This is a genomic window from Streptomyces brasiliensis, assembly GCF_014647875.1.
In the GTDB taxonomy this organism is placed as follows: Bacteria; Actinomycetota; Actinomycetes; order Streptomycetales; family Streptomycetaceae; genus Streptomyces; species Streptomyces brasiliensis.
This window is the reverse complement of record NZ_BMQA01000002.1, coordinates 347,406-372,042: the sequence shown is the minus strand read 5'-3', so window position 1 is coordinate 372,042 and position 24,637 is coordinate 347,406. Positions and strand designations below refer to the sequence as shown.

Here is a 24,637-nt window from a genome sequence, read left to right as displayed (position 1 = left end):
GTCACGCGGTCCGCGCGACCTGCGCATACTGCTGTGCCAGCCCGTCCAGCAGTGCCGTCAGCCCCGTCTCGAAGGCCCGCTCGTCGATCTTCTCCTGCTGCTCGGCGAGCAGGTGCGCCTGCCCGAGGTGGGGATAGTCGGCGGGGTCGTACGCGCTCGCGTCGCCGACGAAGCCCCCGGCGAACGAGCCGAGCGCCGAGCCCATGATGAAGTACCGCATCAGCGCGCCGATCGAGGTGGCCTGCGCCGGCGGCCAGCCCGCGTCGACCATGGCGCCGTACACAGCGTCCGCGAGCCGCAGCGCGGCGCGCCGGCGGCCGGGGCCGCGGGCGAGGACCGGGACGATGTTCGGGTGGTCGCGCAGGGCGGCACGGTAGGAGACGGCCCAGTCGTGCAGCGCGGTGCGCCAGTCCCGGCCGTCTTCGAACATCGACAGGTCGACAAGTCCGCTCACCGAGTCGGCGACCGCTTCCAGCAGCTCGTCCTTGGTGCGGAAGTGGTTGTAGAGCGAGGGCCCGCTCACGCCCAGTTCAGCGGCGAGCCGGCGCGTGGAGACGGCCGCCAGGCCCTCCGCGTCCACGAGTGACCGGGCCGTCTCGACGATCCGGTCGGTGCTCAGGAGGGGCTTGCGCGGTCGGGCCATGGCGCACATAGTAGGGCTGCGCCCAGAAACTAGCAGTGCTAATTTAAATGTACGGCATTCAAGATACGGCGTTCAAGATCTGTCGTCTGTGGGGTGATCTCGTGGTGAACCTGGGGCTCAGTGAGGAGCAGGCCGCCGTACGGCAGCTCGCCCGGGACTTCGTGGAGCGTGAGATCGCCCCCCATGTCATCGCGTGGGACCGGGCCGAGGAGGTGGACCGCGACATCGTGAAGAAGCTCGGCGCGGTCGGTTTCCTGGGGCTCACGATCGACGAGGAGTACGGCGGGTCGGGCGGTGACCACCTCTCCTACTGCCTGGTCACCGAGGAACTGGGCCGTGGCGACTCCTCGGTCCGCGGCATCGTGTCCGTCTCCCTCGGCCTCGTCGCGAAGACGATCGCGGCCTGGGGGGACGAGGACCAGAAGCGCCGGTGGCTGCCCGGCCTGACCTCGGGCGATTACGTCGGCTGCTTCGGCCTGACCGAACCGGGCACCGGATCCGACGCGGGCAGCCTCACCACCCGGGCCGTACGCGACGGCGACGCATACGTCGTCAACGGCACGAAGATGTTCATCACGAACGGCACCTGGGCCGATGTCGTCCTCCTCTTCGCGCGCTCCACCGACGCCCCCGGCCACAAGGGCGTCTCCGCCTTCCTGGTGCCCACCGACACGCCCGGCCTCACCCGCCGCGCCATCCACGGCAAGCTCGGCCTGCGCGGCCAGGCGACGGCCGAGCTGGTCCTCGAGGACGTACGGGTCCCGGCCTCGGCGATGCTGGGCGAGGAGGGCAAAGGCTTCTCCGTCGCGATGTCCGCGCTCACCAAGGGGCGGATGTCGGTCGCGGCCGGCTGTGTAGGCATAGCGCAGGCCGCGCTGGACGCGGCCGTGACGTACGCCGGTGAGCGCGAGCAGTTCGGCACCTCCATCGCGCACCACCAGCTCGTTCAGGAGCTGATCAGCGACATCGCCGTCGATGTGGACGCGGCCCGGCTGCTGACCTGGCGGGTGGCCGACCTCATCGACCGCGGGCAGCCCTTCGCCACCGAGTCGTCCAAGGCCAAGCTGTTCGCCTCCGAAGCCGCCGTCCGCGCCGCGAACAACGCCCTCCAGGTCTATGGCGGCTACGGCTACATCGACGAGTACCCGGCGGGCAAACTCCTGCGCGACGCCCGCGTGATGACCCTCTATGAGGGCACCAGCCAGATCCAGAAGCTGCTCATCGGCCGCGCGCTGACCGGGGTTTCGGCGTTCTGAGTACCCGACTGAGTACGTTTGCGGATGTGGCGTGGGCCACGTCCGCCGACGCTGGTCCCCATGAGCGACTCACCGTCCAAGCAGAACACCGCCGCCTTCTACGGCCAGGCGGTCGCCTCCTTCTCCGTCGCCATGGCCGCGACGGCGGTCGGCATCTTCAAGCTGAACGTGGATGCCTGGGTGCGGGCCTTCCTCGGCATCGCCGTCCTCTACCTCGTGACCTCCGCCTTCACCCTGGCCAAGGTGATCCGGGACCGCCAGGAAGGGACGGGGCGGGACTACCACCCCTTCGAGAAGCTGTGAAAACCCGGAGTGCCTTCTGAGCGGGCACGCTAAGCGCTCGCTCACCCTCGACGGTATGGTGGAGCTCCTGTACCGAGAGGGGCGAACGAGCGATGAGTACGGCGGAGGAGACGACCGGCGGCGAGGTCGAGCCGTGGGAAGAGGTCACCCCTGACGCGGCCCGGCGTCTGCTGGTCGCCGCCGTGGAGGCCTTCGCCGAGCGCGGCTACCACGCGACCACGACCCGCGACATCGCGGGCCGCGCCGGTATGAGCCCGGCCGCGCTCTACATCCACTACAAGACCAAGGAAGAGCTGCTCCACCGGATCAGCCGGATCGGCCACGACAAGGCCCTGGACATCCTGCGCACCGCCGCGCGCCGCGATGGCACCGCGACGGAGCGGCTCGCCGACGCCGTCAGCTCCTTCGTCCGCTGGCACGCCGGGCGGCGCACCACCGCCCGTGTCGTGCAGTACGAGCTGGAGGCGCTCGGTCCGGACGCCCGCGACGAGATCTTCGCGCTGCGCCGGCAGGTCGACGCCGAGGTGCGCGGGATCATCCGGAACGGCGTGGACTCAGGTGAGTTCGACGTCATCGACCTGCACGGGACGACCCTCGCGGTGCTCTCCCTGTGCATCGACGTGGCCCGCTGGTTCAACGTGGACGGACCCCGGACCCCCGAGGAGGTCGGCGCGCTGTACGCCGACCTCGTGCTGCGGATGGTGGGCGCGGGGAAGCAGCCGCGGGGACGCGGACGTGGTGCGGAGCCTCAGAGGTAGTAGCGGGAGACCGACTCCGCGACGCAGACCGGCTTCTCGCCGCCCTCGCGCTCGACGGTGAAGGCGACGGTCACCTGGACACCGCCGGTGACGTCCTCGACGCCCGTGATCCTCGCCGTCGCGCGCAGCCGGGAGCCGACCGGGACGGGCGAGGGGAAACGGACCTTGTTCGTACCGTAGTTCACGCCCATCCTCACGCCCTCGACGCCCATCAGCTGCGGGCCGAAGAGCGGGAGCAGCGAGAGGGTCAGATAGCCGTGCGCGATCGTCGTCCCGAACGGGCCCTGGGCGGCCTTCTCCGGGTCGACGTGGATCCACTGGTGGTCACCGGTGGCGTCCGCGAACAGATCGATCCGCTTCTGGTCGACCTCCAGCCAGTCGGTGTACCCCAACTGCTCACCCACGGCGGCCTTCAGCTCGTCGGGGGAGGAGAAGATCCTGGGCTCTGCCATGTTGCCGACCCTTTCGCTAGCGCTTGGCGCACCTCATTGTCTAAGCAACTGCTTAGCATGCTCGGGTGCGGGATCGATGTCAACGGACGGCGTGATGGCCGGGTCGGTAGGCTCTGAGGGATGCCCCAGATCCCCGAGGAGATCCACGAGCTGACCGTCGGCCAGCTGTCCGCACGCAGCGGCGCCGCCGTCTCCGCCCTGCACTTCTACGAGTCCAAGGGCTTGATCAGCAGCCGCCGCACCGCCGGCAACCAGCGCCGCTACACCCGTGACACCCTGCGCCGCGTCGCCTTCGTCCGGGCCGCCCAGCGGGTGGGCATCCCCCTCGCCACGATCCGCGAGGCCCTGGCCGAACTCCCGGAGGAACGCACCCCGACCCACGAGGACTGGGCGCGCCTCTCGGAGGCCTGGCGCACGGAACTGGACGAACGCATCAAGCACCTCAACCGCCTGCGAGACCACTTGACGGACTGCATCGGCTGCGGCTGCCTGTCCCTGGAGAGCTGCGTCCTGTCCAACCCGGACGACGCGTTCGGCCAAGCCCAGGCCGGCTCCCGTCTGCTGCCGGGGGGACGGTAGGCCGGGGCCGGGGGAGCGCCGTGGCCTGTCCGGTTGCGCGCCGGGTGCGGGTACGCGGCAGCTGGTCGCGCAGGTCCCCGCGCCCCTTACGGGGCTCGTAGCCGCGGGCGGTCGGGCTCCCCCGGTGCCTCGAGGGCCTGGGAGACACCCCGCGAGCGCCGGCGAGCGAAACCCACCCCGGCCGGCCCCGGCACCGGGTCACTCGAACTCCGTCCCACCCTTCCGCGTGAGATACGCCGGGCTCACCGCCTTCGCGATCGCCCGTCCCCCGGTCACCGGGCTGTACCGTTCGGCAACCGGCCGGATCACCACACCCTCCCGCAGATGCAGCCCCCGCCCCGACACGGTCTCCCGCCCCGTGGCGACCGACAGCACCCGTTCGATGTCGTACGGACCCGAGAACAGCGATGGCACCAGCGGCAGTTCACCCTCCAGCAACTCCACCGCGTCCAACCACCGCACCTGCCCGCCCACGTCCGCCGACACGTCGAACACCGCGTACCCGAGCGAGTCCCGCCGCCCGTCCGCGCCGTACGTCAGGTCCTGCACCCCCGCCCCGAACACCTCCCCGAAGATCCCGACGCGCCGTGCCCCGAGCCGCTCCGCGAGCCGCGCGGCCGCCTCGGCGACGCCGTGCGCGCGTATCGCCCGCCAGTACAGGTTGCGCGGATCCTCCTTCAGGGCCAGAGACTTGGCACCGAACCCCTTGGAGGACACGTACACCCGGCCCTGCCCGGCGACATACGTCAGCAGGCACGCCGACCCGTGCAGCTTCTCGGTCAGTACCACCGGCTCGCCCGGCGTGAAGATGTCCGGGTAGCGCTGGATGTTCTCGATGTCGACCCAGGGCAGCAGATCCGGCGCCGGCTCCACCTCGCCGCTCATCGTCGGCGGAATCGGCGGCACCCACTTGGTGATGCCGAGCAGTTCCGCGAAGTCGGTCCGGTCGGCCGCCGCTCGGGCCAGATCGACGCCGTCGAGCGCCTTCGGCCGGCACACGATCCCCTGCGACAGTTCCCCGCGCAGCCGCACCGCCTTGACCCGGTCGGCGTTCCCGCCCGCGAGACGCCCGGTCAGCCCCAGCTCCTCGATCAAGGCCGCCGGGAGCACGGACTGCTCGGGGATGTAGACGGCGGCCTCACCGGTGCGGTACGCGCCCTTGGCGACGACGGCCCGGTACAGACCCACCTGGGCCAGTTCGAGCGCGTCGGCGTTGGGGTGTTCGTGGACGGTCAGCACTTCGGCGGTGACGCGCAGCGTCGACATCGGGACTCCTCGGTCGGTCTTCGCCCAGGGCTCAGGTGTGTTTCATCGGCCCCAACTGTCCGGACGGGAAAGGGGTGGAGCCACCTGATTAGCGGCTGGTACCGTCGTGATCTTCGGCCGGTGGCGACGCCGCGCACGGAGTCCCGACGGGACCGACTCCCATGTCCTCAATCGCCCTTGATGCCGCGCTCGCCGACATCGACACCGTGTTCAACGGCTTCGCGAGCCCCACCGAGACCGGCTGCGGCCGCTGCCATCTGCCCGAGGAGACCGCGTATCTGCGCACGCCGTACACGCGCGTGCCCGCGGACGTCCTGCGGATGTACGTCTTCGAGGTGCCGGACCACTTCGACGACCACGCCGCAGCGATGCGCCGGCTGCTGCCCCAGGCTGCGCACGCGATGGCCGACGGCACCCTGGACAGCGTCGGCTGGGGCGCCCACGGACTGGTGCGGGTGGACTGGCGGGCCTGGCCGGCCCAGCAGGGCGCGGCGATCGACGCGTTCGTCAAGGCCTGGTGGCGGGAGGTCCTCGCCACGCCCGAGCCGCCGTACCCGGTCGCCGACGTCTTCGAGACCTGCGCGGCGGTCGCCCGTACCGTGACCCCGTTCCTCGACGTCTGGGGCCGCGGCCCGGTCGCCGACTCCCATCTCGTCGCCTGCGCCGACACCTGGCTCTACGATCTGTTGTCCGACTACTCCCCCTTCGCCTGGTGGGACAACGACGGGGAGGACGCCGGTGTCGCCGGGCTGCGGGCCTGGCTGTCGGGCGAGGGTGCCGCACGCCTGCGCGACCTGGCCGAGCATGATCTGGCCCTGCGCGCCGAACTGCTCACCGTGCCCTACGAGGAGCGTTTCGACCGTCTGGACTGAAACAGTGCCTCCGTCACCAACCGGGCGTTGGAGGCGGCCGGTTGCCCGTCCGGCATGAGCAGGGTGTCCTCGAGGCCGATCCTCGTCGCGAGCCCCAGCCGCCCGGCCAGCCGCAGTACCGGCCACGTGCCGCCGTCCTCGCCGTGCAGCAGCACCGGGCGGCCGTGCGCGTCGCCCAGCTCGGCGAGCAGTGTCCGCGCCGTCCCCTCGGCCGTGCCGGGGTCGGTGTCCGTCACCTCCGCCAGCACGCGCAGCACCCCCGGAGCGAGCGGCGCCGCCGCGAACCGGGCCGCGCCGTCCGTGCCGGACCAGATGCCCGCCTCCACGCCGACGCCCAGGGCCATGAGCTGTGCGGCGAGTTCCTCGGCGCCTTCCTCGTGCCAGTTGACCGAGGCGTGGTCGGGCAGCACGCGCCAACCGCGCACGAGCTCCAGCCGGGTCGCGGGACCGGGCTCCGCCCAGGCACCGGTGGTCACACCGACCGGCACCGCCACCCGCGCCCGTATCGCGTCGAGCGTCGCCGCAACCGCGTCCGGGCGCAGACTGTCGCGCCCGTCCGGTGTCCTGGGATGGACGTGGACGTCCGTGGCCCCGGCCGCGACCGCCTCGGCCGCCGACCGCGCCAGCTCCTCGGGGGACGACGGCACGCGCGCGCCGTCGCCGCTCTGCCGGGATCCGTTGAGACACACCTGCACCATGTCCCGATGGTGCCGGACACCACTGACAACGGCCGTGCGGGCGGACGTTCAGGTCGGGGGGTGCGGTCTCCCCGGCGCACCCCCGGATGGTCAGGCCGACATGAGCAGCCGCCCGTGCCTGGCGTGGGCCAGGGCCTCGGGGGTGAGGACGGGCCGCGGTACGAGAATCCCGCAGTCCGCGCAGACCGGACCGGACGACGGCTCGTGGTCCAGGTCGTACTTCCAGCCGAGGTGTTCCGCGCCGCACACCGGGCACGTCGAGCCCGGAGCGCGCTCCAGGGCAGCGATCAACCGCCGCAGCACCTCGGCGAGTGGTTCACGGGGGTGGACACCTGGGTCGTCGCACCAGGCCACCCCGAAGCCGCCCCAGGTCAGCCGGTGCCAGTCGTCCACGCTGCCCGGGCGGCGCAGCCCGTCGTGCTTCTCCTTCCTGCGGCGCTTCGCGAACTCCCCCTCATAGGCGAGCCAGACTGCCCGGGCCTCCTCCAGCTCCTCCAGCGCGGCCACGAGCCGCACCGGGTCGGGGGAGCGGTCCTCGGGTCCGAACCCGGCCCGGCAGCACAGATGATCCCAGGTCGCCCGGTGCCCATAAGGGGCGAACCGCTCCAGGCACTTGCGCAGCGAGTAGCGCCTGAGCGCCAGATCGCACCGGGGATCTCGTACCTGTCTCGCCAGACTCCGGAAACCGGCCATGGCCGTGCACCTCCGTCACACCTGCACCTGTACTTCGGTCACTTCGGCGTAGTCGTACGGACTTCGCGCCCCCGTCGCCGGATAGACGTGTCGACACGCGAATCGGCTCCATCCGGTTTCCAGCTGCCCCGCCGTCGACTCCACGGCGACTCCGCAAAAGTGACGCATGTTCATCTTCAATCTCGGGGATACCGGCGGTAACGTCCGGCCCACCCCCATCGGGAGGAGCTGCCATGCCACGGCGTACCCCACACAACTGGTTCTTCGACAAACTGAGAACTCCCGGCAGATTCCCGGGGTTCCTGAAGACCGCATCCGTCTGCGTCCTGGTCGCGGGACTGCTGTCCCCGCTGACCCAGGCCGCCACGGCGGCACCCCAGCTCACGGCCTCGAACGACTACTGCGGCGGCCAGTGCTCCGACATCCTGCCGCCCGGCGAGAACGGCAACGCGACCCTCGCCCAGATCCTCCTCAACCAGGCGTTCGGCACCCAGCCCTCCCATGCCGAGGACCAGCTCGGCCCCTATGCCGACCTGGCCACGGGCTACTCCGGACTCACCGACACGAAGATCAACACCTTCTTCAACGACGCGTCGTTCGGCGTCCCCTCCGGCCAGGTCGCCTCCACCGAGAAGCCCGCCGGCCGTGGTGACGTGACGATCGTCCGTGACAAGAAGACCGGTGTGCCGCACATCACGGGCACCACCCGGTACGGCACCGAGTTCGGCGCCGGTTACGCGGCTGCCGAGGACCGGCTCTGGCTCATGGACGTCTTCCGGCACGTCGGCCGCGGACAGCTCACGTCCTTCGCGGGCGGCGCCCCCGCCAACCAGGGCCTCGAGCAGGAGTTCTACCGCAACGCCCCCTACACCGAGGCCGACCTGCAGGCCCAGATCGACAACGCCGTGGCCGGGAACGGCGCCCGCGGTCAGCAGGCGCTCGCCGACGCCACCGCCTATCTCGACGGCATCAACGCCTACATCGACGCCTCCGACAGCGGCCGTTACTTCCCCGGTGAGTACGTCCTGACCGGCCACAAGGACGCGATCACCAACGCGGGAACCATCGGCCACTTCAAGATCACCGACCTGGTGGCGCTCGCCTCCGTCGTCGGCGCCCTGTTCGGCTCCGGAGGCGGCGGCGAGGTCAACAACGCCCTCTCGCTGATCGCCGCCCAGTCCAAGTACGGCGTCGAGGAGGGCACCGAGGTCTGGGAGTCCTTCCGTGAGCGCAACGACCCCGAGGCCGTCCTCACCGTCCACAACGGCGAGAGCTTCCCCTACGCCGCCAAGCCGGACACCCCACGCGGCGAGGCCCTGCCCGACGCCGGCTCGGTGACCCAGGAACCGCTGGTCCACGACCGTACGGGCAGCGCTGCCACCGCGAGCGCCACCGGCACCTCGGCCGACGCCGCGAAGACAGCACTGAGTTCCGCCAGGCGCGGCATGTCCAACGCTCTCGTGGTGAGCGGCACGCACACGGCGAGCGGCCATCCGATCGCCGTCTTCGGCCCGCAGACCGGCTACTTCGCCCCGCAGCTGCTCATGCTCCAGGAGATCCAGGGCCCGGGCATCAGCGCCCGCGGCGCCTCCTTCGCCGGACTGAGCATGTACGTCGAACTCGGCCGCGGCCAGGACTACTCGTGGAGCGCGACGACCTCCGGCCAGGACATCATCGACACGTACGCCGTCGAACTGTGCCAGGACGACTACCACTACCTGTACCACGGCACCTGCACGGCCATGGACAAGGTCGAACAGAAGAACGCCTGGACGCCGACCGTCGCCGACGGCACCGCCGCGGGCTCGTACACGATGCGGGTCTGGCGCACCAAGTACGGTCCGGTGGAGTACCGGGCGACCGTCGGCGGCAAGAAGGTCGCCTACACCAGCCTGCGCTCCTCCTATCTGCACGAGGTCGACTCGATCATCGGCTTCCAGCTGCTGAACGACCCCGACTACCTCAAGGGTCCGCAGACCTTCCAGAGCGCGGTGCAGCACATCAACTACACGTTCAACTGGTTCTACGCCGACTCCCAGCACACCGCGTACTACAACAGCGGTGACAACCCGGTGCGGGCGAGCGGCGTGGACGCCGAGTTCCCGGTGTGGGCGCAGTCAGCGTACGAGTGGCAGAACTGGAACGGTGCCGCCAACACGGCTGACTACACCCCGCCGTCCGCGCACCCCGATTCCATCGACCAGGACTACTACGTCTCCTGGAACAACAAGCAGGCCAAGGACTACACGTCCGCGCCCTGGGGCGAGGGCTCGGTGCACCGCGGCGATCTCCTCGAGGACCGGGTGAAGAAGCTGGTCGACGCCGGTGGGGTCACCCGGACGTCGCTGGTCAGGGCGATGGCGGACGCGGCACTCGCCGACCTGCGCGCGGAGGACGTGCTGCCGGACCTGCTGAAGGTGATCAACAGCTCCCCGGTCACCGACTCCACGGCCGCGGCGGCGGTGAGCAGGCTGCAGGCATGGGTCACGGCCGGCGCGCGCCGTACGGAGACGTCGGCCGGTTCCAAGACATACGCCGACGCCGACGCGATCCGCATCCTGGACGCCTGGTGGCCGCTGCTGGTGAAGGCCGAGTTCGAACCCGGTCTGGGCAGCGACCTGTACACCGCCTTCACCAATAACATCCCGGTCGACGAGGCCCCGTCCGCGGGCCACGGCCCGACCGGCTCGCACGCCGGAAGCTCCTTCCAGTACGGCTGGTGGAGTTATGTCGACAAGGACATCCGGGCGGTGCTCGGTGAGCCCGTGCAGGGCGGCCTCCGGCAGAAGTACTGCGGCGGAGGCGACCTCGGCTCCTGCCGGGACACCCTTCTCGGCACGCTCAGGCAGGCGGCCGGTCTCACCGCGGCCCAGGTCTACCCGGGCGACGATCAGTGCTCGGCGGGCGACCAGTGGTGCGCCGACTCGATCGCCCAGCGCGCACTGGGCGGCATCGGACACGGCAAGATCAGCTGGCAGAACCGACCGACGTATCAGCAGGTCGTGGAGTACACGTCACACCGTTGACGACCTGGCGGCGGGTCACGCGACGCGGCCCGCCGCCAACACCAGCCTCGCTAGTTCGGTGTGCACGATGTCGCTGTGGGCGCCTGCCGGTGGGGCGCCGCGTCTGACGACCGCTGCCGCGTCGATGTTCACGCATCCCGATGCCGGCAGCGGGCCGTTCAGTGCCGCGGCGAGCGTCAGCGCGTGCGTGCCCGGCACCGCCTGTACGCCGTCGTGTCCCATCGCTCCCCACTTGGCGCCCAGCATCGAACCGACGTCGAGGCCCAGGACCGACGCGTCGTCGTCAGCCATCCGCGACGCCAGGGGATACATCGTGCCGAGGGCCTGGTCGAAGTGCGAGTAGCAGCACACCAGTGGCCCGTCCACCCGGTTGTGCTGGCCCTGCAGCACCCCTCCCGCGCGCGGGTCGTGGGGCAGCCGGGACGCGAACGCGTAGTGGGAGAAGGCCCCTTGGAGCAGCGTCACGGACTTCACCGTGTGTACCCCCTCGGGCAGCCCGCGCAGTGCGAACGACACCAGCCGCCCGCCGAAGCTGTGTCCGACCAGATGCACCCGCACCCCCGGTGCCCGTTCCGCCAACTGCCCGACCACCCGCCCGAGCCCACGCTCACCGACCGTGCCGGCGCGCCGCTTCATCGCGTAGTACGTCGCCTGCCGCAGCAGCTCGCGGGCGCCGTTCCAGGGATTGGGCAACGCGAACTCCGCTGCCTCGCCCGGGCTTTCGAGACCGGCCAGCGCATGCGCGAACTCGTCGCAGAGCGCCACCGTGTCCCCGGTGAACAGGACGGGCTCGCTCTGCGGCACCCCCTCGGCCAGGGTGTCCGCGGCGAACAGCAGCTGCGGACCGCCCGGCACGACCTCCACCAGCTGCCGTACCAGCCGCCCGAACTCCTCCAGTTCGGCCTCCTCGGGCGGCCGCTGGTCCAGCAGCCGGGCGATCCGGTCGACCACCGTGGCCCGCCCCGGGAAGGTCTCCAGCAGGGCGTGCCGGGTGTCCTGGTCGAGCGCGGGCCCCGCCGCCACGGCCGTCGCGACGGACCTCGGGAAGTCGGGGATCGGCTCGTCGCTGAAGCGCATCGACGGCCAGATCACCCCGACGTACCCGATGCGTGCCGTGGGCGCGAGCGTCGGTACCGGCGCGAAGAATCGGCGGTAGAGGGCGGTCGCGCCGGAACGGTCGTTGTTCCAGCCGTGCGCGAAGACGATCAGGTCACGGACACCCCGGTCCGTGACCTCGTCGAGCAGCCGGTCCCGTTCCCGGCCGTCCGGATCGCCGTCCGCGTCGAAGGTCAGCTCCCAGTACGGAGAAACGCTCGTCCCCTGATCCGCCATGCCGGCCCCCTCGTCCCCCGAAGTGGTGCGATGTGCGGGCATCGTCCTGCCGGAGGACAGGGTTGGCCATACGGAGCGGCTCACTTGTAGAGGAGATATTCCTTTCGAATCCGCCGGAACGCGGCCAGCTCGTCCTGCCAGGCGGCGACCACCTCGTCCGTCCCGGCGCCCGCGTCGATCATCGTGCGCACGCTCGTGGAGCCCGTGAGCTTGTCGATCCAGTTGTCGGACCGCCAGGCGAACCCGCTCCACACCCGCTTGGCGGTGACCAGCAGCGCGATGCCGGTCCGCACGGGGTCGTACGCCTCCCGGTCGTGCACATGGATCTGCACACCTCCGACGGTCACCCCCTGGAACTTGGAGAAGGTGGGCGCGAAGTACGCCTCCCTGAAGCGCACACCCGGCAGCCCGAGTTCGTTCGCCGAAGCCGCCCACCGGCCGTCGACGCCGTCCGCGCCCAGCAGTTCGAAGGGCCGTGTCGTGCCGCGTCCCTCCGACAGGTTCGTCCCCTCGAAGAGACAGGTTCCCGAATACACCAGCGCGGTGTCCGGGGTCGGCATGTTCGGGCTCGGCGGCACCCAGGGCAGCCCCGAGGCGTCGTAGAAATCCGACCGCTTCCAGCCCGTCGTCAGCACGGTCTCCAGCGGCACCGGCGTGCTCAGGAACTCGCCGTTGAACAGCCGCGCTAGCTCCGCGACGGTCATCCCGTGCGCCTGCGCGATGGGCTGCCGCCCGACGAACGTCGCGAACTCCTTGTGGAGCACCGGCCCCGTGGCCGCGCGGCCCGTCACCGGGTTCGGCCGGTCGAGCACCACGAACCGCTTGCCGGCGAGCGCGGCCGCCTCCATGCAGTCGTACAGCGTCCAGATGTACGTGTAGAAGCGGGCGCCGGCGTCCTGGATGTCGAAGACGACCGTGTCCACGCCGGACGTGGTGAAGATGTCGGCCAGCGGCTGACCGCTCTTCAGGTAGGTGTCGTAGACGGGCAGGCCGGTCGCGGGGTCGTCGTAGCGGCCCTCGGAGCCGCCGGCCTGCGCGGTGCCGCGGAAGCCGTGCTCGGGGCCGAAGACGGCGGTGAGGTTCACGCGCGGGTCTTCGTGCATGACGTCGACGATGTGGCGGACGTCCCTGGTGATGCCGGTGGGGTTCGTGACCATGCCGACGCGCTGTCCGCCGAGGAGTGCGTAGCCGTCCTTGGCGAGGCGGTCGAATCCTGTGCGCACCTCGCTGCGGCGTTCGGCGGCGGCTACGGGCGCGGTCGTGGTCGCCGCCGCCGCGGGGGACACGGCCGCTGCCGCAAGAAGGCTCCGTCTGGACAGGTGCATGAGTCGTGACCTCCGCTGCATCCGGGACGTTGGCATGTGCACGGTATGCGCTTCCTCCGGTCGTGCGGAAGGTCCGGGTCCATCGTGGTCGATCTCGCCCCCGGGCGGAGCCGCACATCGATGCAGCCCCGCGCCCCTATGGGTGTGGCGGTGGACCCTTTCTTCAAACATACCGACCGGTTAGTGTGGGCCCGCTGAGCCGTGACGCGTCGTGTCGAAGGAGACCGATTGTGGGAGCCGTGCGGGGTGCCGGTGTCATCGTCACCGGAGCCGGGGGTGGGATCGGGGCCGCTCTGGCCCGGCGGTTCGCCGCCGGAGGGGCGCGGGTCGTCGTGAACGACCTGGACGGTGATCGGGCCGAGGCCGTTGCCGAGGAGATCGGTGGGGTCGCGGTTCCCGGTGACGCCTCCGGCATCGTCGGTGAGGCCCGCGCCGCGCTCGGGGGCACGGTCGACGTCTACTGCGCCAACGCCGGACTCGGTTCCGGTGGCACGGAGGCCGCCGGGGAGGACGTCTGGGTGCAGGCCTGGGACGTCAACGTCATGGCCCATGTGCGCGCGGCCCGGGAGCTGATCCCGGACTGGCTGGAGCGCGGCAGCGGCCGCTTCGTGTCGACCGTGTCCGCCGCCGGGCTGCTCACCATGATCGGCGCCGCTCCCTACAGTGTCACCAAGCACGGTGCCTACGCCTTCGCCGAGTGGCTGTCGTTGACGTACCGCCACCGGGGGCTGAAGGTGCACGCCATCTGTCCGCAGGGTGTCCGGACGGACATGCTGGCCGCCACCGGCAGTGCGGGAGACCTGGTCCTCCAGCCGACCGCGATCGAGCCGGATGCCGTCGCGGACGCCCTGTTCGAGGGCATCGAGGAGGACCGCTTCCTGATCCTCCCGCACCCGGAGGTCGCCGTGTACTACGCGGCTCGCGCCGCCGATCCCGACCGCTGGCTGACCAACATGAACCACCTTCAGCAGAAATGGGAGGCGTCCCGGTGACCGGCTACGCCGAACGGCCCTGGGTGACCCTGCTCAACGACGCCCAGCGTGGTCCCGTCGACCCCGCCGACTCGCTCGTGCACGCTCTGCGCCGGTCCGTCACCGAGGCGCCCGACCGGACCTTCCTGGCCTACTTCGACGCACGGCTGACCTACCGCGAGGTCGACGAGTTGAGCGACTCCGTCGCAGCGCATCTCGCCGCGCGCGGACTGGAGCGCGGCGACCGCGTGGCCGTCCTGCTGCAGAACTCCCCGCACTTCGTGCTCGCCGTCCTCGGCGCCTGGAAGGCCGGGGCGACCGTCGTCCCGGTCAACCCCATGTACAAGTCGGCGGAGGTCGCGCACGTCCTGCGGGACGGTGAGGTGGCCGCGCTGATCTGTTCCGACCGGGCCTGGGAGTCGTATCTGCGCGGGACGGCGGACGGATCGCCGGTGCGCATCGTGCTCACCGGCTGCGAGTCGGACTTCCAGACCCGGAACGACGCGCGCGTGCTGACCTTCGAGCGGCTGCCGCAGGCGCCCGACGCCGACGACCTCGTGGCCGTCGCCCGGCAGGGCGGCAAGGCACCGGAGGGCCGCGACCCTCGGCCCGGGGACATTGCCCTGATCAGTTACACCTCGGGCACCAGCGGCACCCCCAAGGGCGCCACCAACACGCACGCCAACATCATGTACAACGCCGAGCGCCAGCGGACCGGGCTCGCCCTGCCCGAGGCGCCCGTCTACTACGCCCTCGCCCCGCTCTTCCACATCACCGGCATGGTCTGCCAGTTCGGCGCCGGCCTGAACAGCGCGGGCACGCTGGTGCTGACGTACCGCTTCGAACCGGGCGTGGTCCTCGAGGCGTTCGCCGAGCACCGCCCGCACTACACCGTGGGCCCCGCCACCGCCTTCATGGCGCTGGCCGCCCACCCGGACGTCACGCCGGAGCACTTCGCCTCCTTCGCGAATATATCCTCCGGCGGCGCGCCCCTGCCGCCCGCCCTGATGGAGAAGTTCCGGGCGGGCTTCGGGCCGTACATCCGCAACGGCTACGGCCTCACCGAGTGCACCGCGCCCTGCGCGTCCGTGCCGCCCGAACTGGAGGCGCCCGTCGATCCCGTCTCGGGGACGCTGGCCGTGGGTGTGCCCGGCGCCGACACGGTCGTACGGATCGTCGACGACGCGGGCGAGGAGGTGCCGTTCGGCGAGCAGGGCGAGATCGTCGTGCGCGGACCGCAGGTCGTGCCCGGCTACTGGCGGAGTCCCGAGGCCACCGCCGAGACCTTCCCCGACGGCGAACTGCGCACCGGCGACATCGGCTTCATGGACGAACAGGGCTGGCTGTACGTCGTCGACCGCAAGAAGGACATGATCAACGCGTCCGGCTTCAAGGTGTGGCCGCGCGAGGTCGAGGACGTGCTCTACACGCATCCGGCGGTGCGCGAGGCGGCCGTCGTCGGCGTGCCCGACGGTTACCGGGGTGAGACCGTCAAGGCCTACATCAGCCTTCGTCCGGGTGCCGACACCGACCCCGGTGCGCTGGCCGCCTACTGCAAGGAGAGACTGGCGGCCTACAAATACCCGCGTCAGGTGGAGATCCTGCCCGACCTGCCCAAGACGGCGAGTGGGAAGATCCTTCGTCGGGAACTGCGTTCCCGCGTACAGGACGTACAGAACAGAAGCGACGACAGCCAGTAGGCATCAAGGAAAGGCAGGTGGCGGCAGTGCCCAGGACGACGGACGGAGACGGTACGCCCGTCCCGCAGCGGCTCCTCGCCGCCGCCACCCGGCTCTTCGCCCAGCAGGGCTACGACCGCACCTCCGTGCAGGAGATCGTCGAGGCGGCCGGCGTCACCAAGGGTGCGCTGTACCACTACTTCGGCTCCAAGGACGACCTCCTGCACGAGGTGTACGCGCGCGTGCTGCGCGTACAGCAGGAGCGCCTCGACGCGTTCGCGGACGCCGACGAGCCGGTCGAGAAGCGGCTGCGGGCCGCGGCGGCCGACGTCGTCGTCACCACGATCGAGAACCTCGACGACGCGATGATCTTCTTCCGCTCCATGCACCATCTGAGCCCGGAGAAGAACAAGCAGGTGCGCGCCGAGCGCCGGCGCTACCATGAACGCTTCCGCGCGCTCGTCGAGGAGGGCCAGCGCGAGGGCGTCTTCTCCACGGCGACCCCGGCCGACCTGGTCGTGGACTACCACTTCGGCTCGGTCCACCATCTGTCGACCTGGTACCGCCCCGACGGTCCGCTCGGCCCGCAGGAGGTCGCCGACCACCTGGCCGACCTGCTGCTGCGCGCACTGCGGCCCTGAGGCTCGAAGGGGTAAGGGGCGAGCGCCCTTGCGGTCGCCCCTTACCCACGACTGCTCACAGGTACTTCTTCAGCTCCCGCCGCGCCAGCGACCGCTGGTGGACCTCGTCCGGACCGTCGGCGATCATCAGCGTCCGCGCCGCCGCGTACAGCTCGGCCAGCGGGAAGTCCTGGCTGACGCCGCCCGCGCCGTACAACTGGATGGCCCGGTCGATGATGCCGACGACCGCGCGCGGCGTGGCGATCTTGATGGCCTGGATCTCCGTGTGGGCGCCGCGGTTGCCGACCGTGTCCATCAGCCAGGCCGTCTTCAGGACGAGCAGGCGCAGCTGTTCGACCTGCACGCGCGCGTCCGCGATCCAGTTGTGGACCACGCCCTGCTGCCCCAGCGCCTTGCCGAACGCGGTGCGGGAGACGGCCCGGCGGCACATCAGCTCGATCGCCCGCTCCGCCATGCCGATCAGGCGCATGCAGTGGTGGATACGGCCCGGACCCAGCCGCGCCTGCGCGATCGCGAAACCGCCGCCCTCCTCGCCGATCAGGTTCGGCACCGGCACACGCGCGTGGTCGAAGATCACCTCGGCATGGCCACCGTGGTAGTGGTCCTCGTAGCCGAAGACCCGCATCGCGCGCTCGACGGTGACGCCGGGGGTGTCGCGGGGGACCAGCACCATGGACTGCTGACGGCGGATGTCCGCGCCGTCCGGGTCCGTCTTGCCCATCACGATGAAGATCCTGCAGTCCGGGTTCATCGCCCCGGAGATGTACCACTTGCGGCCGGTGATGACGTACTCGTCGCCGTCGCGCTCGATGTGCGTGGTGATGTTCGTGGCGTCGGACGACGCCACCTCCGGCTCGGTCATCGCGAACGCCGAGCGGATCTCACCCGCCAGCAGCGGCTCCAGCCACTGCTTCCGCTGCCGCTCGTCGCCGAACTGCGCCAGCACCTCCATGTTCCCGGTGTCCGGCGCCGCGCAGTTCAGCGCGGTGGGCGCGAGCTGCGGGGAGCGGCCGGTGATCTCGGCGAGCGGGGCGTACTGGAGATTGGTGAGCCCGGCGCCGTACTCGGCGTCCGGCAGGAAGAGGTTCCACAGGCCCTGCCTGCGCGCCTCGGCCTTCAGCTCCTCGACCACGGCCGGGCTGTCCCACGGCGAGGCCAGCGCGGCCCGCTGCTCCTCCGCCACCGCCTCGGCCGGATACACGTACTCGTCCATGAAGGCGAGCAGCTTGCCACGCAGCTCCTCGGTGCGCGCGTCGAACGCGAAGTCCATGTCCGGTCAGCCTTCCTGAAGAGTGTTCAGCCCGTGATCGATGAAGACCGGCACGAGATCGCCGATGTGGTCGAAGCCGCGCCCGACCGTCTGTCCCAGCGTGTACCGGTAGTGGATGCCCTCGAGGATCACGGCGAGCTTGAACCAGGCGAACGCCGTGTACCAGGAGACGGCCGCCACGTCGCGCCCCGAGCGGGCGGCATAGCGCTCGACCAGCTCGGCCGGGGCCGGGTGCCCGGCGGCCGAAGCGGTCGTCGAGATGGGGGAGTTCGGCAACCCCAGCGGGATGCTGTACATCACCAGCAGGCCCAGGTCGGTCAGCGGATCGCCGAGCGTCGACATCTCCCAGTCGAGGATGGCCTCGATCCGGTCGTCGTCACCGATCAGGACGTTGTCGAGCCGGTAGTCGCCGTGGACGACGGCCGGGGCCGGGGAAGCGGGCAGTGCCCGGCCCAGGGACGCGTGCAGTTCGTCGATGCCCGCCAGATCGCGGTTGCGGGAGGCGTCCAGCTGCTTGCCCCAGCGGCGCAGCTGCCGGTCCAGGAAGCCCTCCGGCCGGCCGAAGTCCGCGAGGCCCACCTCGGCGGGGTCCACGGCGTGCAGTTCGACGAGCGTGTCCACGAGGGAGAGCACGGCGCCCCGGGTGCGCTCCGGGCCGAGCGGGGCGAGCTGCTCGGCGGTGCGGTACGGCGTGCCCGCGACGAACTCCATGACGTAGAAGGGCGCCCCCAGCACCTCCTCGTCCTCGCACAGCAGCACCGGACGCGGCACCGGCACCCGCGTCGGGTGCAGCGCGCTGATCACCCGGTGTTCGCGCTTCATGTCGTGCGCGGTGGCCAGGACGTGGCCGAGAGGGGGACGCCGTACGACCCACTTCGAGGTGCCGTCCGAGAGCTCGTAGGTGAGGTTCGACCGTCCGCCCTCGATCAGCCTGCCGCTGAGGGGGCCGTCGACCAGACCGGGCCGCTCGCGGTCGAGCAGGCCGCGCAGCCGGTCGAGATCGAGTCCGGGCGGGTGGTCGGGGTTCATACATCACTCCTACGAACGGGTGAACAGGACCCGACTCATGATGCCGACCGGTCGGTATGCCGTCCAGTGGGTGAGCCGAACGTGATCGGGGCCACGATAGGCCGACGGCTCCCCGCGGGCTGTGCGGGGAGCCGTCGGCGAGTGGTTTCCGGCCGGGGTCAGTGGTCGTCCCAGTGGCCGCCGTGCTCCGCGTGCCGGTGGCCGTCGTGCAGGTAGTCGACGTGGTCACCGTGCTGCACGCGCGCGTGCCCGCAGCCTTCGCCGTGCCGGTGGTCGTGGCCCTCGTGCGCGGTGTGCCCGGCCGGCTCGCACTCGTCCCAGTGGCCGGAGTGCTCGCGGTGGAGGTGTCCGTCGTGCGCGTAGTCCATGTGATCGCCGTGCGGCACCGCCGTGTGTCCGCAGTCGGGGCCGTGCGTGTGGGTGTGCGTGCCGTGTTCCTGGTGGGAGGTCGTCATGGCGCTCGCCTTCGGGGTGCGCGGGTCGGGTGATGACGACGGACAGGCTGCCAGATGGAGGGTGCATATCGGGGCAATTCGCCAACGTGGCTCGTCCACATGGCTCGCCTGTACGGCTCGTCCACGGGGCTTGCTTGCACGGCTTGTGTGCGCGGCGCGGCTCTGCGGTTCGTCCCCGGGGCTCGTGTGCGTGGCGCCCGGTGCTCTACCGGGCGATGAGTGCCACCGCGCACACGGCCATCGCCGACGCGCACAGCACTGCCGCCGCGGCCTGCCGGGGACCGAGGGCCGCGGGACGGGGCGTCGTCGCGAGCGTCCGGATCCGGTGGTGGGCCACCCACAGGAAGGCCGCGAAGAACGCGCAGCACAGGGCGCACACCACGATCCCGGCGGCGGAGTGGCCACGGTGCAGGGCCACGCGCAGCGCCAGCACGGTGACCACGGCGTACGTCAGCGTCGTACGGCGCCATGCGAGCCGGGTCCGCTCCGGTTGCAGGCCCGGGTCCCGCCCGGCCGTCATCCGTCCCAGCCGAAGAGCACGATCACGACCATCGCGACGGCCACCACCCCGACCACGACCCCGAGCAGCGCCGGGAACCGGGACGTCGGCAGATCCTCGCCCCGGCGCATCGCCAGCTCGCAGCGCACCCAGTGGTTGACCGCGCGCAGCGAGCACAGCACGCCCGCGCCGAGCAGGGCCAGCGCCAGTCCCACCCGCCAGGCCCAGCGCAGGCCGGGCAGGAACTGGTCCACCGCGAAGCCCCCGGCGATCAGCGCGAGCGCGGTGCGCAGCCAGGCCAGGAAGGTGCGTTCGTTGGCCAGCGAGAACCGGTAGTCCGGGGTGGAGCCCTCCTGCCGGACCTGCTCCGGCGCGAACCACAAGCGGACGTTCCGCATGAACTCGATCACGTGCCGGACCTTATCGGGGCAGGCCGGACCGGTACGCGCGCAGCCGCTCGTACGCCGCCAGGCCGTCCGGCACCCACGCCCACTCCCCGAGCCGGGCCGTCAGCTCGTCGTCGGTGAGGAAGTCGTGCCAGGCGACCTCCTCCACCTGAGGGCGTACCGGCAGCTCGCAGCGGACCTCGTACACCGCCGACCACCAGCTTCCGGCGGCGCCGTCGTCGTACAGGAACTTGAACCGGAACACCGGGCGCGGCAGCCCCGAGACGCCCAGCTCCTCCTCGGCCTCGCGCAGAGCCGCGTCGTCGTAGGACTCGCCGGAACCGACCACCCCGCCGACGAACATGTCGTACAGCGAGGGAAAGACCAGCTTGGTCGCGGTACGGCGGTGGACGAAGACGCGACCGGCGGCGTCCCGGGCCTGGACGAACACGGCGCGGTGACGCAGCCCGCGCGCATATGCCTCGCCCCTCGGGGACCGGCCGACGACCCGGTCGTTCTCGTCGACGATGTCGAGGATTTCGTCAGCAGCGCTCATGAACCCATCCAAGCAGGGGGCACGGCGGCGCCGGAGAGGCAGGGGTCACGACGGCGCCGGTCGAGTGCGGGCCGGGGCTTTCGTCGGCAGGGCGTACGGCGGCGGTGGTCGGGCGGCCCCGGAGGCCACCCGCGCCCAGGGCCGGGCAGGCGGCGGGGGCCGCCGGCCGGCGATCAGTGCGGCTGCAGATCCCGCGCCGGCTCCCGCTCACCCGTGCCGCACGGCATCGCCGGATGCAGGCCCAGCAGCACGATGCCCACGACCACGGCCGCGAGCCCCGCCGCCTCCCAGGCGAGCGCCCCGGTGTCGGTGCGCAGCCGGTCGCCGAGGAAGCCCACTCCGCACAGGATCCCGGCGAGCGGCTGGGCCGCGGTGAGCGCGGGCAGCGACATGCGCAGCGGCGCGGTCTCGAACGCGCTCTGCACCAGGATCAGCCCGGTGACGCCGATGACCAGCACGCCGTACGGCTGCCAGCCGGTGAGCACCTCGGTGAGGCCGCCCTCGGAGAAGCGCTGGCCGCTCACCCGGGTCAGCGCGTCCTGCACGCCGTACAGCAGGCCTGCGGCGATCGCCAGCAGCACGGGGCCCGAGCTGAGCCGGGAACGCTTGGCGAAGGTGGTCAGCAGCAGGGCCAGGCCGACCGTCACGCCGATGATCAGCCAGTGCCGCAGCGGATTGGAGATGGCGTGCCCGCTGTGCGGCTGGCCCGCCAGGATGAACGCGCACACACCACCCGCGAGCAGCGCGAGCCCCGACCAGCCCTGGCGGCCCAGCGGCTGCTTCGTCTGGTGGCGGGAGAGCGCGAGAGCGAAGAGCAGATTCGTGGCGAGCAAGGGCTCGACCAGAGAGATCTCGCCGTGGCCCAGGGCGATCGCGCCCAGGACCATCCCGGCCACCATCAGCCCGATGCCGCCGAGCCAGCGAGGCACCTTCATCAGGTCGAGCAGCAGGCGCGGCCGCAGGAAGTCGCTCAGGGGTGCCTTCTGGGCGGCGTTCTGCTGGAGCACGAACCCGAAGCCGAGGCAACAGGCCGCACTCACGGCGAGAATCAGAACCAGAACCGACACGCTGCGTACCTCGATCATCCGGCCGGGCCACGGGGTGCGTTTGGCCGACTGTAGCGTCCCGGGCCCCGGTATGTGCCCAGGGAGTGCCCGGAACCGGGCAGTGGACTCGGTCACGATGATCCGTCGGCCAGGGGCGGTCGAGGGCGGCGCGACCCGTACCGTCATGGTCCGACGCCCGGACGGGCGGCGCCATGGCGTACGCCACAGGAATCCTGCGGCGTTCGGCCCACGATACCGCCGGGCAGCCGTTGCCGCGCCACAACTGCCCCTCGGTAAAGGGTTGTTGAACGCGATAACACTGCCGACGAACTTGACGCAAACTGTGGCCCGAGGGTTGGCTGTGAGTGATCGGCCGATGGCAGCCCGAGAATCAGGAAGTCCCGCGGTGCCCCCACCACTTCCCCTGCTCCACCCCCGCCGCGAGCGCCCGGCCCAGGCCGTGGACCGCGCCGAGAACCATGCCGATGACCACGCCGTTGACCACAGCGTCGACTGCGGCGAGCATCACGCGGAGTTCCGCGCCCCGGACAGCGCTCTGGGCGACACGGAGCTGATCGCCGCGCGCACCGCGCTGACCCAGGAGCGTCACCAGGCCGCCCGCGCGCTGCTGCTGCGTACCGGTGACGACTGGGACCGCCGCGGCCACCGGATCACCGTCCTCGCCCGCGAGCCCTGCGCCGCCGCCCGGGCCCGCGACTGGCTCCTCGCCGAGCCCGGGTCGGCCGGCGCCGCCACGCTGTTCGCCCTCGCCCTGGTCCACCGGGCCCTGCGCGGCGAGGAGGGACCCGGCACGGCGCGCATGGCCTGCCGGGAGGCGGCCGGCCTCGCACCCGCCGATCCCACCCCATGGCTCGGCCTGCTCCTGCTGGAGCGCGCGTCGGGCACGGGGGACGGGACGCGGCGGATCTTCGCCGAGGTGCGCGCACGTCACCCCGACCACCACCACGCCCACCACCTGATGACCGCCCGCCTCGCCGAACGCGGGCCCGACCGGGGCGCGAACCCGGACCACGAGGTGTACGCCTTCGCCGATGAGTGCGCCGCCCGCGCCCCGGCCGACTCCCCGCTCGCCCTGTTACCCGTCGTCGCGCACACGGAGCGCTACCGGGTCCTGGCCGTCGCGGGCCTGGCCGCCGCCGACCCGGCCGCCTCCGGGCACTGGTCACAGCCCGCGACCGGGCCCCTCCTCCAGGCCTCCTTCGACTGGTGGCTGGAGTGGGAGCCGGAGGACCACCCCCGCAGCCACGTCGACCTGAACTTCCTCGCCCACGCCCTGTACTGCGCGGGCCGCGGCGCCGAGGCGGCCGCCCTGTTCCAGCGCATCGACCGGTACGTCACCCCGGCGCCCTGGTCCTACCCGGCCCACGACCCGTGCGCCGCCTTCCACACCGCCCGCGCCCGAGCGCTCGGCACCGTCGCATCATGAGACGAACGTAAGAAGTCATTACGGAACCCTGACCGCTGTCCGCCGTCCCTGGTTCGACGGGCCCCGGAGTGTTCGAATGAATGCGTGAACTCTGAACAATCCGAGGAGGCCCGCCCGCCCGAGGAGGGCCGGCCGATCGGCCGTCGTGTCTTCCTCGGCACCGTCGGCCTGGGCGCCCTCGGCGTGATCGCTGCGCCCACGCTGCAACGCGGCATGGAGTCCTTCCTCGGCAGCATGTCCGGCAAGGACCCCACGGGCCTGACCGGACTGCTCCCGAACGGCGGCGGCTTCCGCTACTACTCGGTCACCGCGTCCGTGCCGCACAAGGGCCCCACGAACTACCGCCTCACCGTCGACGGGCTCGTGGACCGCCCGGGCAGCTACACCCTCGCGGATCTGCGCGCCCTGCCCCAGACCCGGCTCGTCAAGGACGTCCAGTGCGTCACCGGCTGGCGCGTGCCGCACACCCCATTCGAGGGCGTACGGCTCTCCACGCTGCTGGACGCGGCCGGCATCCGCGACACGGCCCGGGCGATCCACTTCACCTGCTTCGACGGCGCCTACACCGAGAGCCTCACCCTCGACCAGGCCCGGCGCGCCGACGTCCTGGTCGCGCTGCGCATGCAGGACAAGGAGATCGGCCACGACCACGGCGGCCCCGTCCGCCTCTATGTCGCCCCCATGTATTTCTACAAGTCCGCGAAATGGCTCTCCGGCATCACGGTCACCGACAGGGTCGAGCCCGGGTACTGGGAGAAGCTGGGCTACGACGTCGACGCCTGGGTGGGCCGGTCGAACGGACGCACCGATGAGCCTACGAACTGAAGCCCCGGCCGGCACCGGACGGCTGCACCGCTTCACCCGGGCCGAGCGCTGGGTGCACCGGTCGACGGCCCTGCTGATGGGGATCTGCGTCCTGACCGCGGCCTGCCTCTACATCCCGCAGCTGGCGGTCCTGGTCGGCCGCCGCGAGTTGGTCGTCCGCCTCCACGAGTGGGCCGGCCTCGCCCTGCCCGTCCCCGTCCTGCTCGGCCTGGCCTCCCGCGCCTTCCGCGCCGACCTCGGCTTCCTCAACCGGTTCGGGCCGCACGACCGCGTCTGGCTGCGCGCCGCCCTGCACCGCGACAAGCGGGCGTCCTCCCGCCCGGCGGGCAAGTTCAACGCCGGGCAGAAGGTCTACGCCGCCTGGATCGCCGGGGCCGCGCTGGTGATGCTCGGCACCGGCCTGATCATGTGGTTCACCCATCTGACGCCGTTGATGTGGCGTACATCGGCGACCTTCGTCCACGACTGGCTGGCCCTGACCATCGGCATCGTCCTCGCGGGCCACATCGGCATGGCCCTGGGCGACCCGGAGGCCCGACGCGGTCTGCGCACGGGGACGGTGAGCCGGGACTGGGCGAAACGGGAGCATCCACTGTGGCGTCCGTGAGCCGACCGGCCTGCTGAGTCAGG

Annotated in this window: 26 protein-coding genes; 12 read left to right on the top strand and 14 right to left on the bottom strand. The window is 71.2% G+C overall.

The genetic code is table 11. The features are described 5' to 3' along the window. Window position 1 precedes the first annotated feature (1 nt). A complete protein-coding gene (locus IEZ19_RS05365; RefSeq protein WP_189309814.1) occupies window positions 2–643 on the bottom strand; it encodes a TetR/AcrR family transcriptional regulator in 642 nt (213 codons plus the stop codon). A 104-nt stretch (window positions 644–747) separates the two neighbouring features. On the opposite strand from IEZ19_RS05365, the gene IEZ19_RS05360 reads away from it, so the two are divergent. The 3 genes from IEZ19_RS05360 (at window position 748) to IEZ19_RS05350 (ending at window position 2,960) form a co-directional block, all read left to right on the top strand. Continuing rightward, window positions 748–1,899, top strand: coding sequence for an acyl-CoA dehydrogenase family protein (locus IEZ19_RS05360; RefSeq protein WP_189309931.1), 1,152 nt, complete (start codon window positions 748–750; stop codon window positions 1,897–1,899). Between the two features lie 60 nt (window positions 1,900–1,959). Then, entirely contained in the window at window positions 1,960–2,202 is a 243-nt protein-coding gene (locus IEZ19_RS05355) for a YiaA/YiaB family inner membrane protein (RefSeq protein ID WP_189309813.1), read from the top strand. Between the two features lie 92 nt (window positions 2,203–2,294). Beyond that, window positions 2,295–2,960, top strand: coding sequence for a TetR/AcrR family transcriptional regulator (locus tag IEZ19_RS05350; RefSeq protein WP_189309812.1), 666 nt, complete (start codon window positions 2,295–2,297; stop codon window positions 2,958–2,960). Here IEZ19_RS05350 and IEZ19_RS05345 read toward each other — a convergent pair. After that, window positions 2,951–3,412 (bottom strand): MaoC family dehydratase, encoded by a 462-nt coding sequence (locus tag IEZ19_RS05345; protein WP_189309811.1) that lies wholly within the window; start codon window positions 3,410–3,412, stop codon window positions 2,951–2,953. The two genes, IEZ19_RS05350 and IEZ19_RS05345, sit on opposite strands and share 10 nt — an antisense overlap. Before the next feature lie 120 nt (window positions 3,413–3,532). Here IEZ19_RS05345 and soxR point away from each other — a divergent pair, with 120 nt between their 5' ends. Continuing rightward, the gene (gene soxR, locus IEZ19_RS05340) at window positions 3,533–3,991 is read left to right on the top strand and encodes a redox-sensitive transcriptional activator SoxR (RefSeq protein WP_189309810.1); all 459 of its coding nucleotides are present in this window, start codon (window positions 3,533–3,535) and stop codon (window positions 3,989–3,991) included. Window positions 3,992–4,189: 198 nt separating this feature from the next. Here soxR and IEZ19_RS05335 read toward each other — a convergent pair whose 3' ends face one another. Further along, on the bottom strand, window positions 4,190–5,257 hold the full coding sequence (locus IEZ19_RS05335; protein ID WP_189309809.1) for an RNA ligase (ATP): 1,068 nt from the start codon (window positions 5,255–5,257) through the stop codon (window positions 4,190–4,192). Window positions 5,258–5,418: 161 nt separating this feature from the next. On the opposite strand from IEZ19_RS05335, the gene IEZ19_RS05330 reads away from it, so the two are divergent. After that, window positions 5,419–6,129, top strand: coding sequence for a hypothetical protein (locus IEZ19_RS05330; RefSeq protein ID WP_189309808.1), 711 nt, complete (start codon window positions 5,419–5,421; stop codon window positions 6,127–6,129). Here IEZ19_RS05330 and IEZ19_RS05325 read toward each other — a convergent pair. Together IEZ19_RS05325 and IEZ19_RS05320 are read right to left on the bottom strand one after the other, a co-directional pair. Then, complete coding sequence (locus IEZ19_RS05325) at window positions 6,099–6,827, bottom strand: 3-keto-5-aminohexanoate cleavage protein (RefSeq protein ID WP_189309807.1); 729 nt, start codon at window positions 6,825–6,827, stop codon at window positions 6,099–6,101. The two genes, IEZ19_RS05330 and IEZ19_RS05325, sit on opposite strands and share 31 nt — an antisense overlap. Window positions 6,828–6,917: 90 nt before the next feature. Next, window positions 6,918–7,520 (bottom strand): hypothetical protein, encoded by a 603-nt coding sequence (locus IEZ19_RS05320; protein WP_189309806.1) that lies wholly within the window; start codon window positions 7,518–7,520, stop codon window positions 6,918–6,920. A 233-nt stretch (window positions 7,521–7,753) separates the two neighbouring features. Between IEZ19_RS05320 and IEZ19_RS05315 the strand changes: the two genes are divergently transcribed. Next, window positions 7,754–10,546, top strand: coding sequence for a penicillin acylase family protein (locus IEZ19_RS05315; RefSeq protein ID WP_189309805.1), 2,793 nt, complete (start codon window positions 7,754–7,756; stop codon window positions 10,544–10,546). A gap of 15 nt (window positions 10,547–10,561) precedes the next feature. Here IEZ19_RS05315 and IEZ19_RS05310 read toward each other — a convergent pair whose 3' ends face one another. Together IEZ19_RS05310 and IEZ19_RS05305 are read right to left on the bottom strand one after the other, a co-directional pair. Continuing rightward, a complete protein-coding gene (locus IEZ19_RS05310; protein WP_189309804.1) occupies window positions 10,562–11,878 on the bottom strand; it encodes a serine-threonine protein kinase in 1,317 nt (438 codons plus the stop codon). A gap of 80 nt (window positions 11,879–11,958) precedes the next feature. Further along, window positions 11,959–13,203, bottom strand: a complete 1,245-nt coding sequence (locus IEZ19_RS05305; protein ID WP_189309803.1) for an exo-beta-N-acetylmuramidase NamZ family protein — start codon at window positions 13,201–13,203, stop codon at window positions 11,959–11,961. Between the two features lie 227 nt (window positions 13,204–13,430). Between IEZ19_RS05305 and IEZ19_RS05300 the strand changes: the two genes are divergently transcribed. Genes IEZ19_RS05300 through IEZ19_RS05290 form a run of 3 tightly spaced genes read left to right on the top strand, consistent with a single transcriptional unit; the run spans window position 13,431 to window position 16,494 of the window. Continuing rightward, a complete protein-coding gene (locus IEZ19_RS05300; protein WP_189309929.1) occupies window positions 13,431–14,195 on the top strand; it encodes an SDR family oxidoreductase in 765 nt (254 codons plus the stop codon). Then, window positions 14,177–15,874 (top strand): class I adenylate-forming enzyme family protein, encoded by a 1,698-nt coding sequence (locus IEZ19_RS05295; RefSeq protein WP_189309802.1) that lies wholly within the window; start codon window positions 14,177–14,179, stop codon window positions 15,872–15,874. Before IEZ19_RS05300 ends, IEZ19_RS05295 begins: the two co-directional genes overlap by 19 nt. A 26-nt stretch (window positions 15,875–15,900) precedes the next feature. Beyond that, window positions 15,901–16,494: a TetR/AcrR family transcriptional regulator gene (locus IEZ19_RS05290; protein WP_189309930.1), complete on the top strand. Its 594-nt coding sequence runs from the start codon at window positions 15,901–15,903 to the stop codon at window positions 16,492–16,494. 55 nt (window positions 16,495–16,549) lie between these two features. On the opposite strand, the gene IEZ19_RS05285 is transcribed toward IEZ19_RS05290, so the two are convergent. From IEZ19_RS05285 to IEZ19_RS05255, 7 genes are all read right to left on the bottom strand, one after another. After that, the gene (locus IEZ19_RS05285) at window positions 16,550–17,764 is read right to left on the bottom strand and encodes an acyl-CoA dehydrogenase family protein (RefSeq protein ID WP_189309801.1); all 1,215 of its coding nucleotides are present in this window, start codon (window positions 17,762–17,764) and stop codon (window positions 16,550–16,552) included. A gap of 6 nt (window positions 17,765–17,770) precedes the next feature. Continuing rightward, the gene (locus IEZ19_RS05280; protein WP_189309800.1) at window positions 17,771–18,793 is read right to left on the bottom strand and encodes a phosphotransferase family protein; all 1,023 of its coding nucleotides are present in this window, start codon (window positions 18,791–18,793) and stop codon (window positions 17,771–17,773) included. Between the two features lie 158 nt (window positions 18,794–18,951). Further along, complete coding sequence (locus IEZ19_RS05275) at window positions 18,952–19,248, bottom strand: hypothetical protein (RefSeq protein WP_189309799.1); 297 nt, start codon at window positions 19,246–19,248, stop codon at window positions 18,952–18,954. A gap of 205 nt (window positions 19,249–19,453) precedes the next feature. Beyond that, window positions 19,454–19,768 carry a DUF202 domain-containing protein gene (locus tag IEZ19_RS05270; protein ID WP_189309798.1) on the bottom strand — a complete coding sequence of 105 codons (315 nt, stop codon included), beginning with the start codon at window positions 19,766–19,768 and terminating at the stop codon, window positions 19,454–19,456. Beyond that, complete coding sequence (locus IEZ19_RS05265) at window positions 19,765–20,157, bottom strand: YidH family protein (protein WP_189309797.1); 393 nt, start codon at window positions 20,155–20,157, stop codon at window positions 19,765–19,767. The genes IEZ19_RS05270 and IEZ19_RS05265 overlap by 4 nt, the downstream gene beginning before the upstream one ends. A gap of 10 nt (window positions 20,158–20,167) precedes the next feature. Further along, window positions 20,168–20,689: an NUDIX hydrolase gene (locus tag IEZ19_RS05260; protein WP_189309796.1), complete on the bottom strand. Its 522-nt coding sequence runs from the start codon at window positions 20,687–20,689 to the stop codon at window positions 20,168–20,170. Between the two features lie 173 nt (window positions 20,690–20,862). Next, entirely contained in the window at window positions 20,863–21,756 is an 894-nt protein-coding gene (locus IEZ19_RS05255) for a DMT family transporter (RefSeq protein WP_189309795.1), read from the bottom strand. A gap of 385 nt (window positions 21,757–22,141) precedes the next feature. On the opposite strand from IEZ19_RS05255, the gene IEZ19_RS05250 reads away from it, so the two are divergent. The 3 genes from IEZ19_RS05250 (at window position 22,142) to IEZ19_RS05240 (ending at window position 24,614) form a co-directional block, all read left to right on the top strand. After that, window positions 22,142–23,182, top strand: a complete 1,041-nt coding sequence (locus tag IEZ19_RS05250; RefSeq protein ID WP_229839959.1) for a hypothetical protein — start codon at window positions 22,142–22,144, stop codon at window positions 23,180–23,182. 84 nt (window positions 23,183–23,266) lie between these two features. Beyond that, on the top strand, window positions 23,267–24,007 hold the full coding sequence (locus IEZ19_RS05245) for a molybdopterin-dependent oxidoreductase (RefSeq protein WP_189309794.1): 741 nt from the start codon (window positions 23,267–23,269) through the stop codon (window positions 24,005–24,007). Next, entirely contained in the window at window positions 23,991–24,614 is a 624-nt protein-coding gene (locus IEZ19_RS05240) for a cytochrome b/b6 domain-containing protein (RefSeq protein ID WP_189309793.1), read from the top strand. Before IEZ19_RS05245 ends, IEZ19_RS05240 begins: the two co-directional genes overlap by 17 nt. Window positions 24,615–24,637 lie beyond the last annotated feature (23 nt).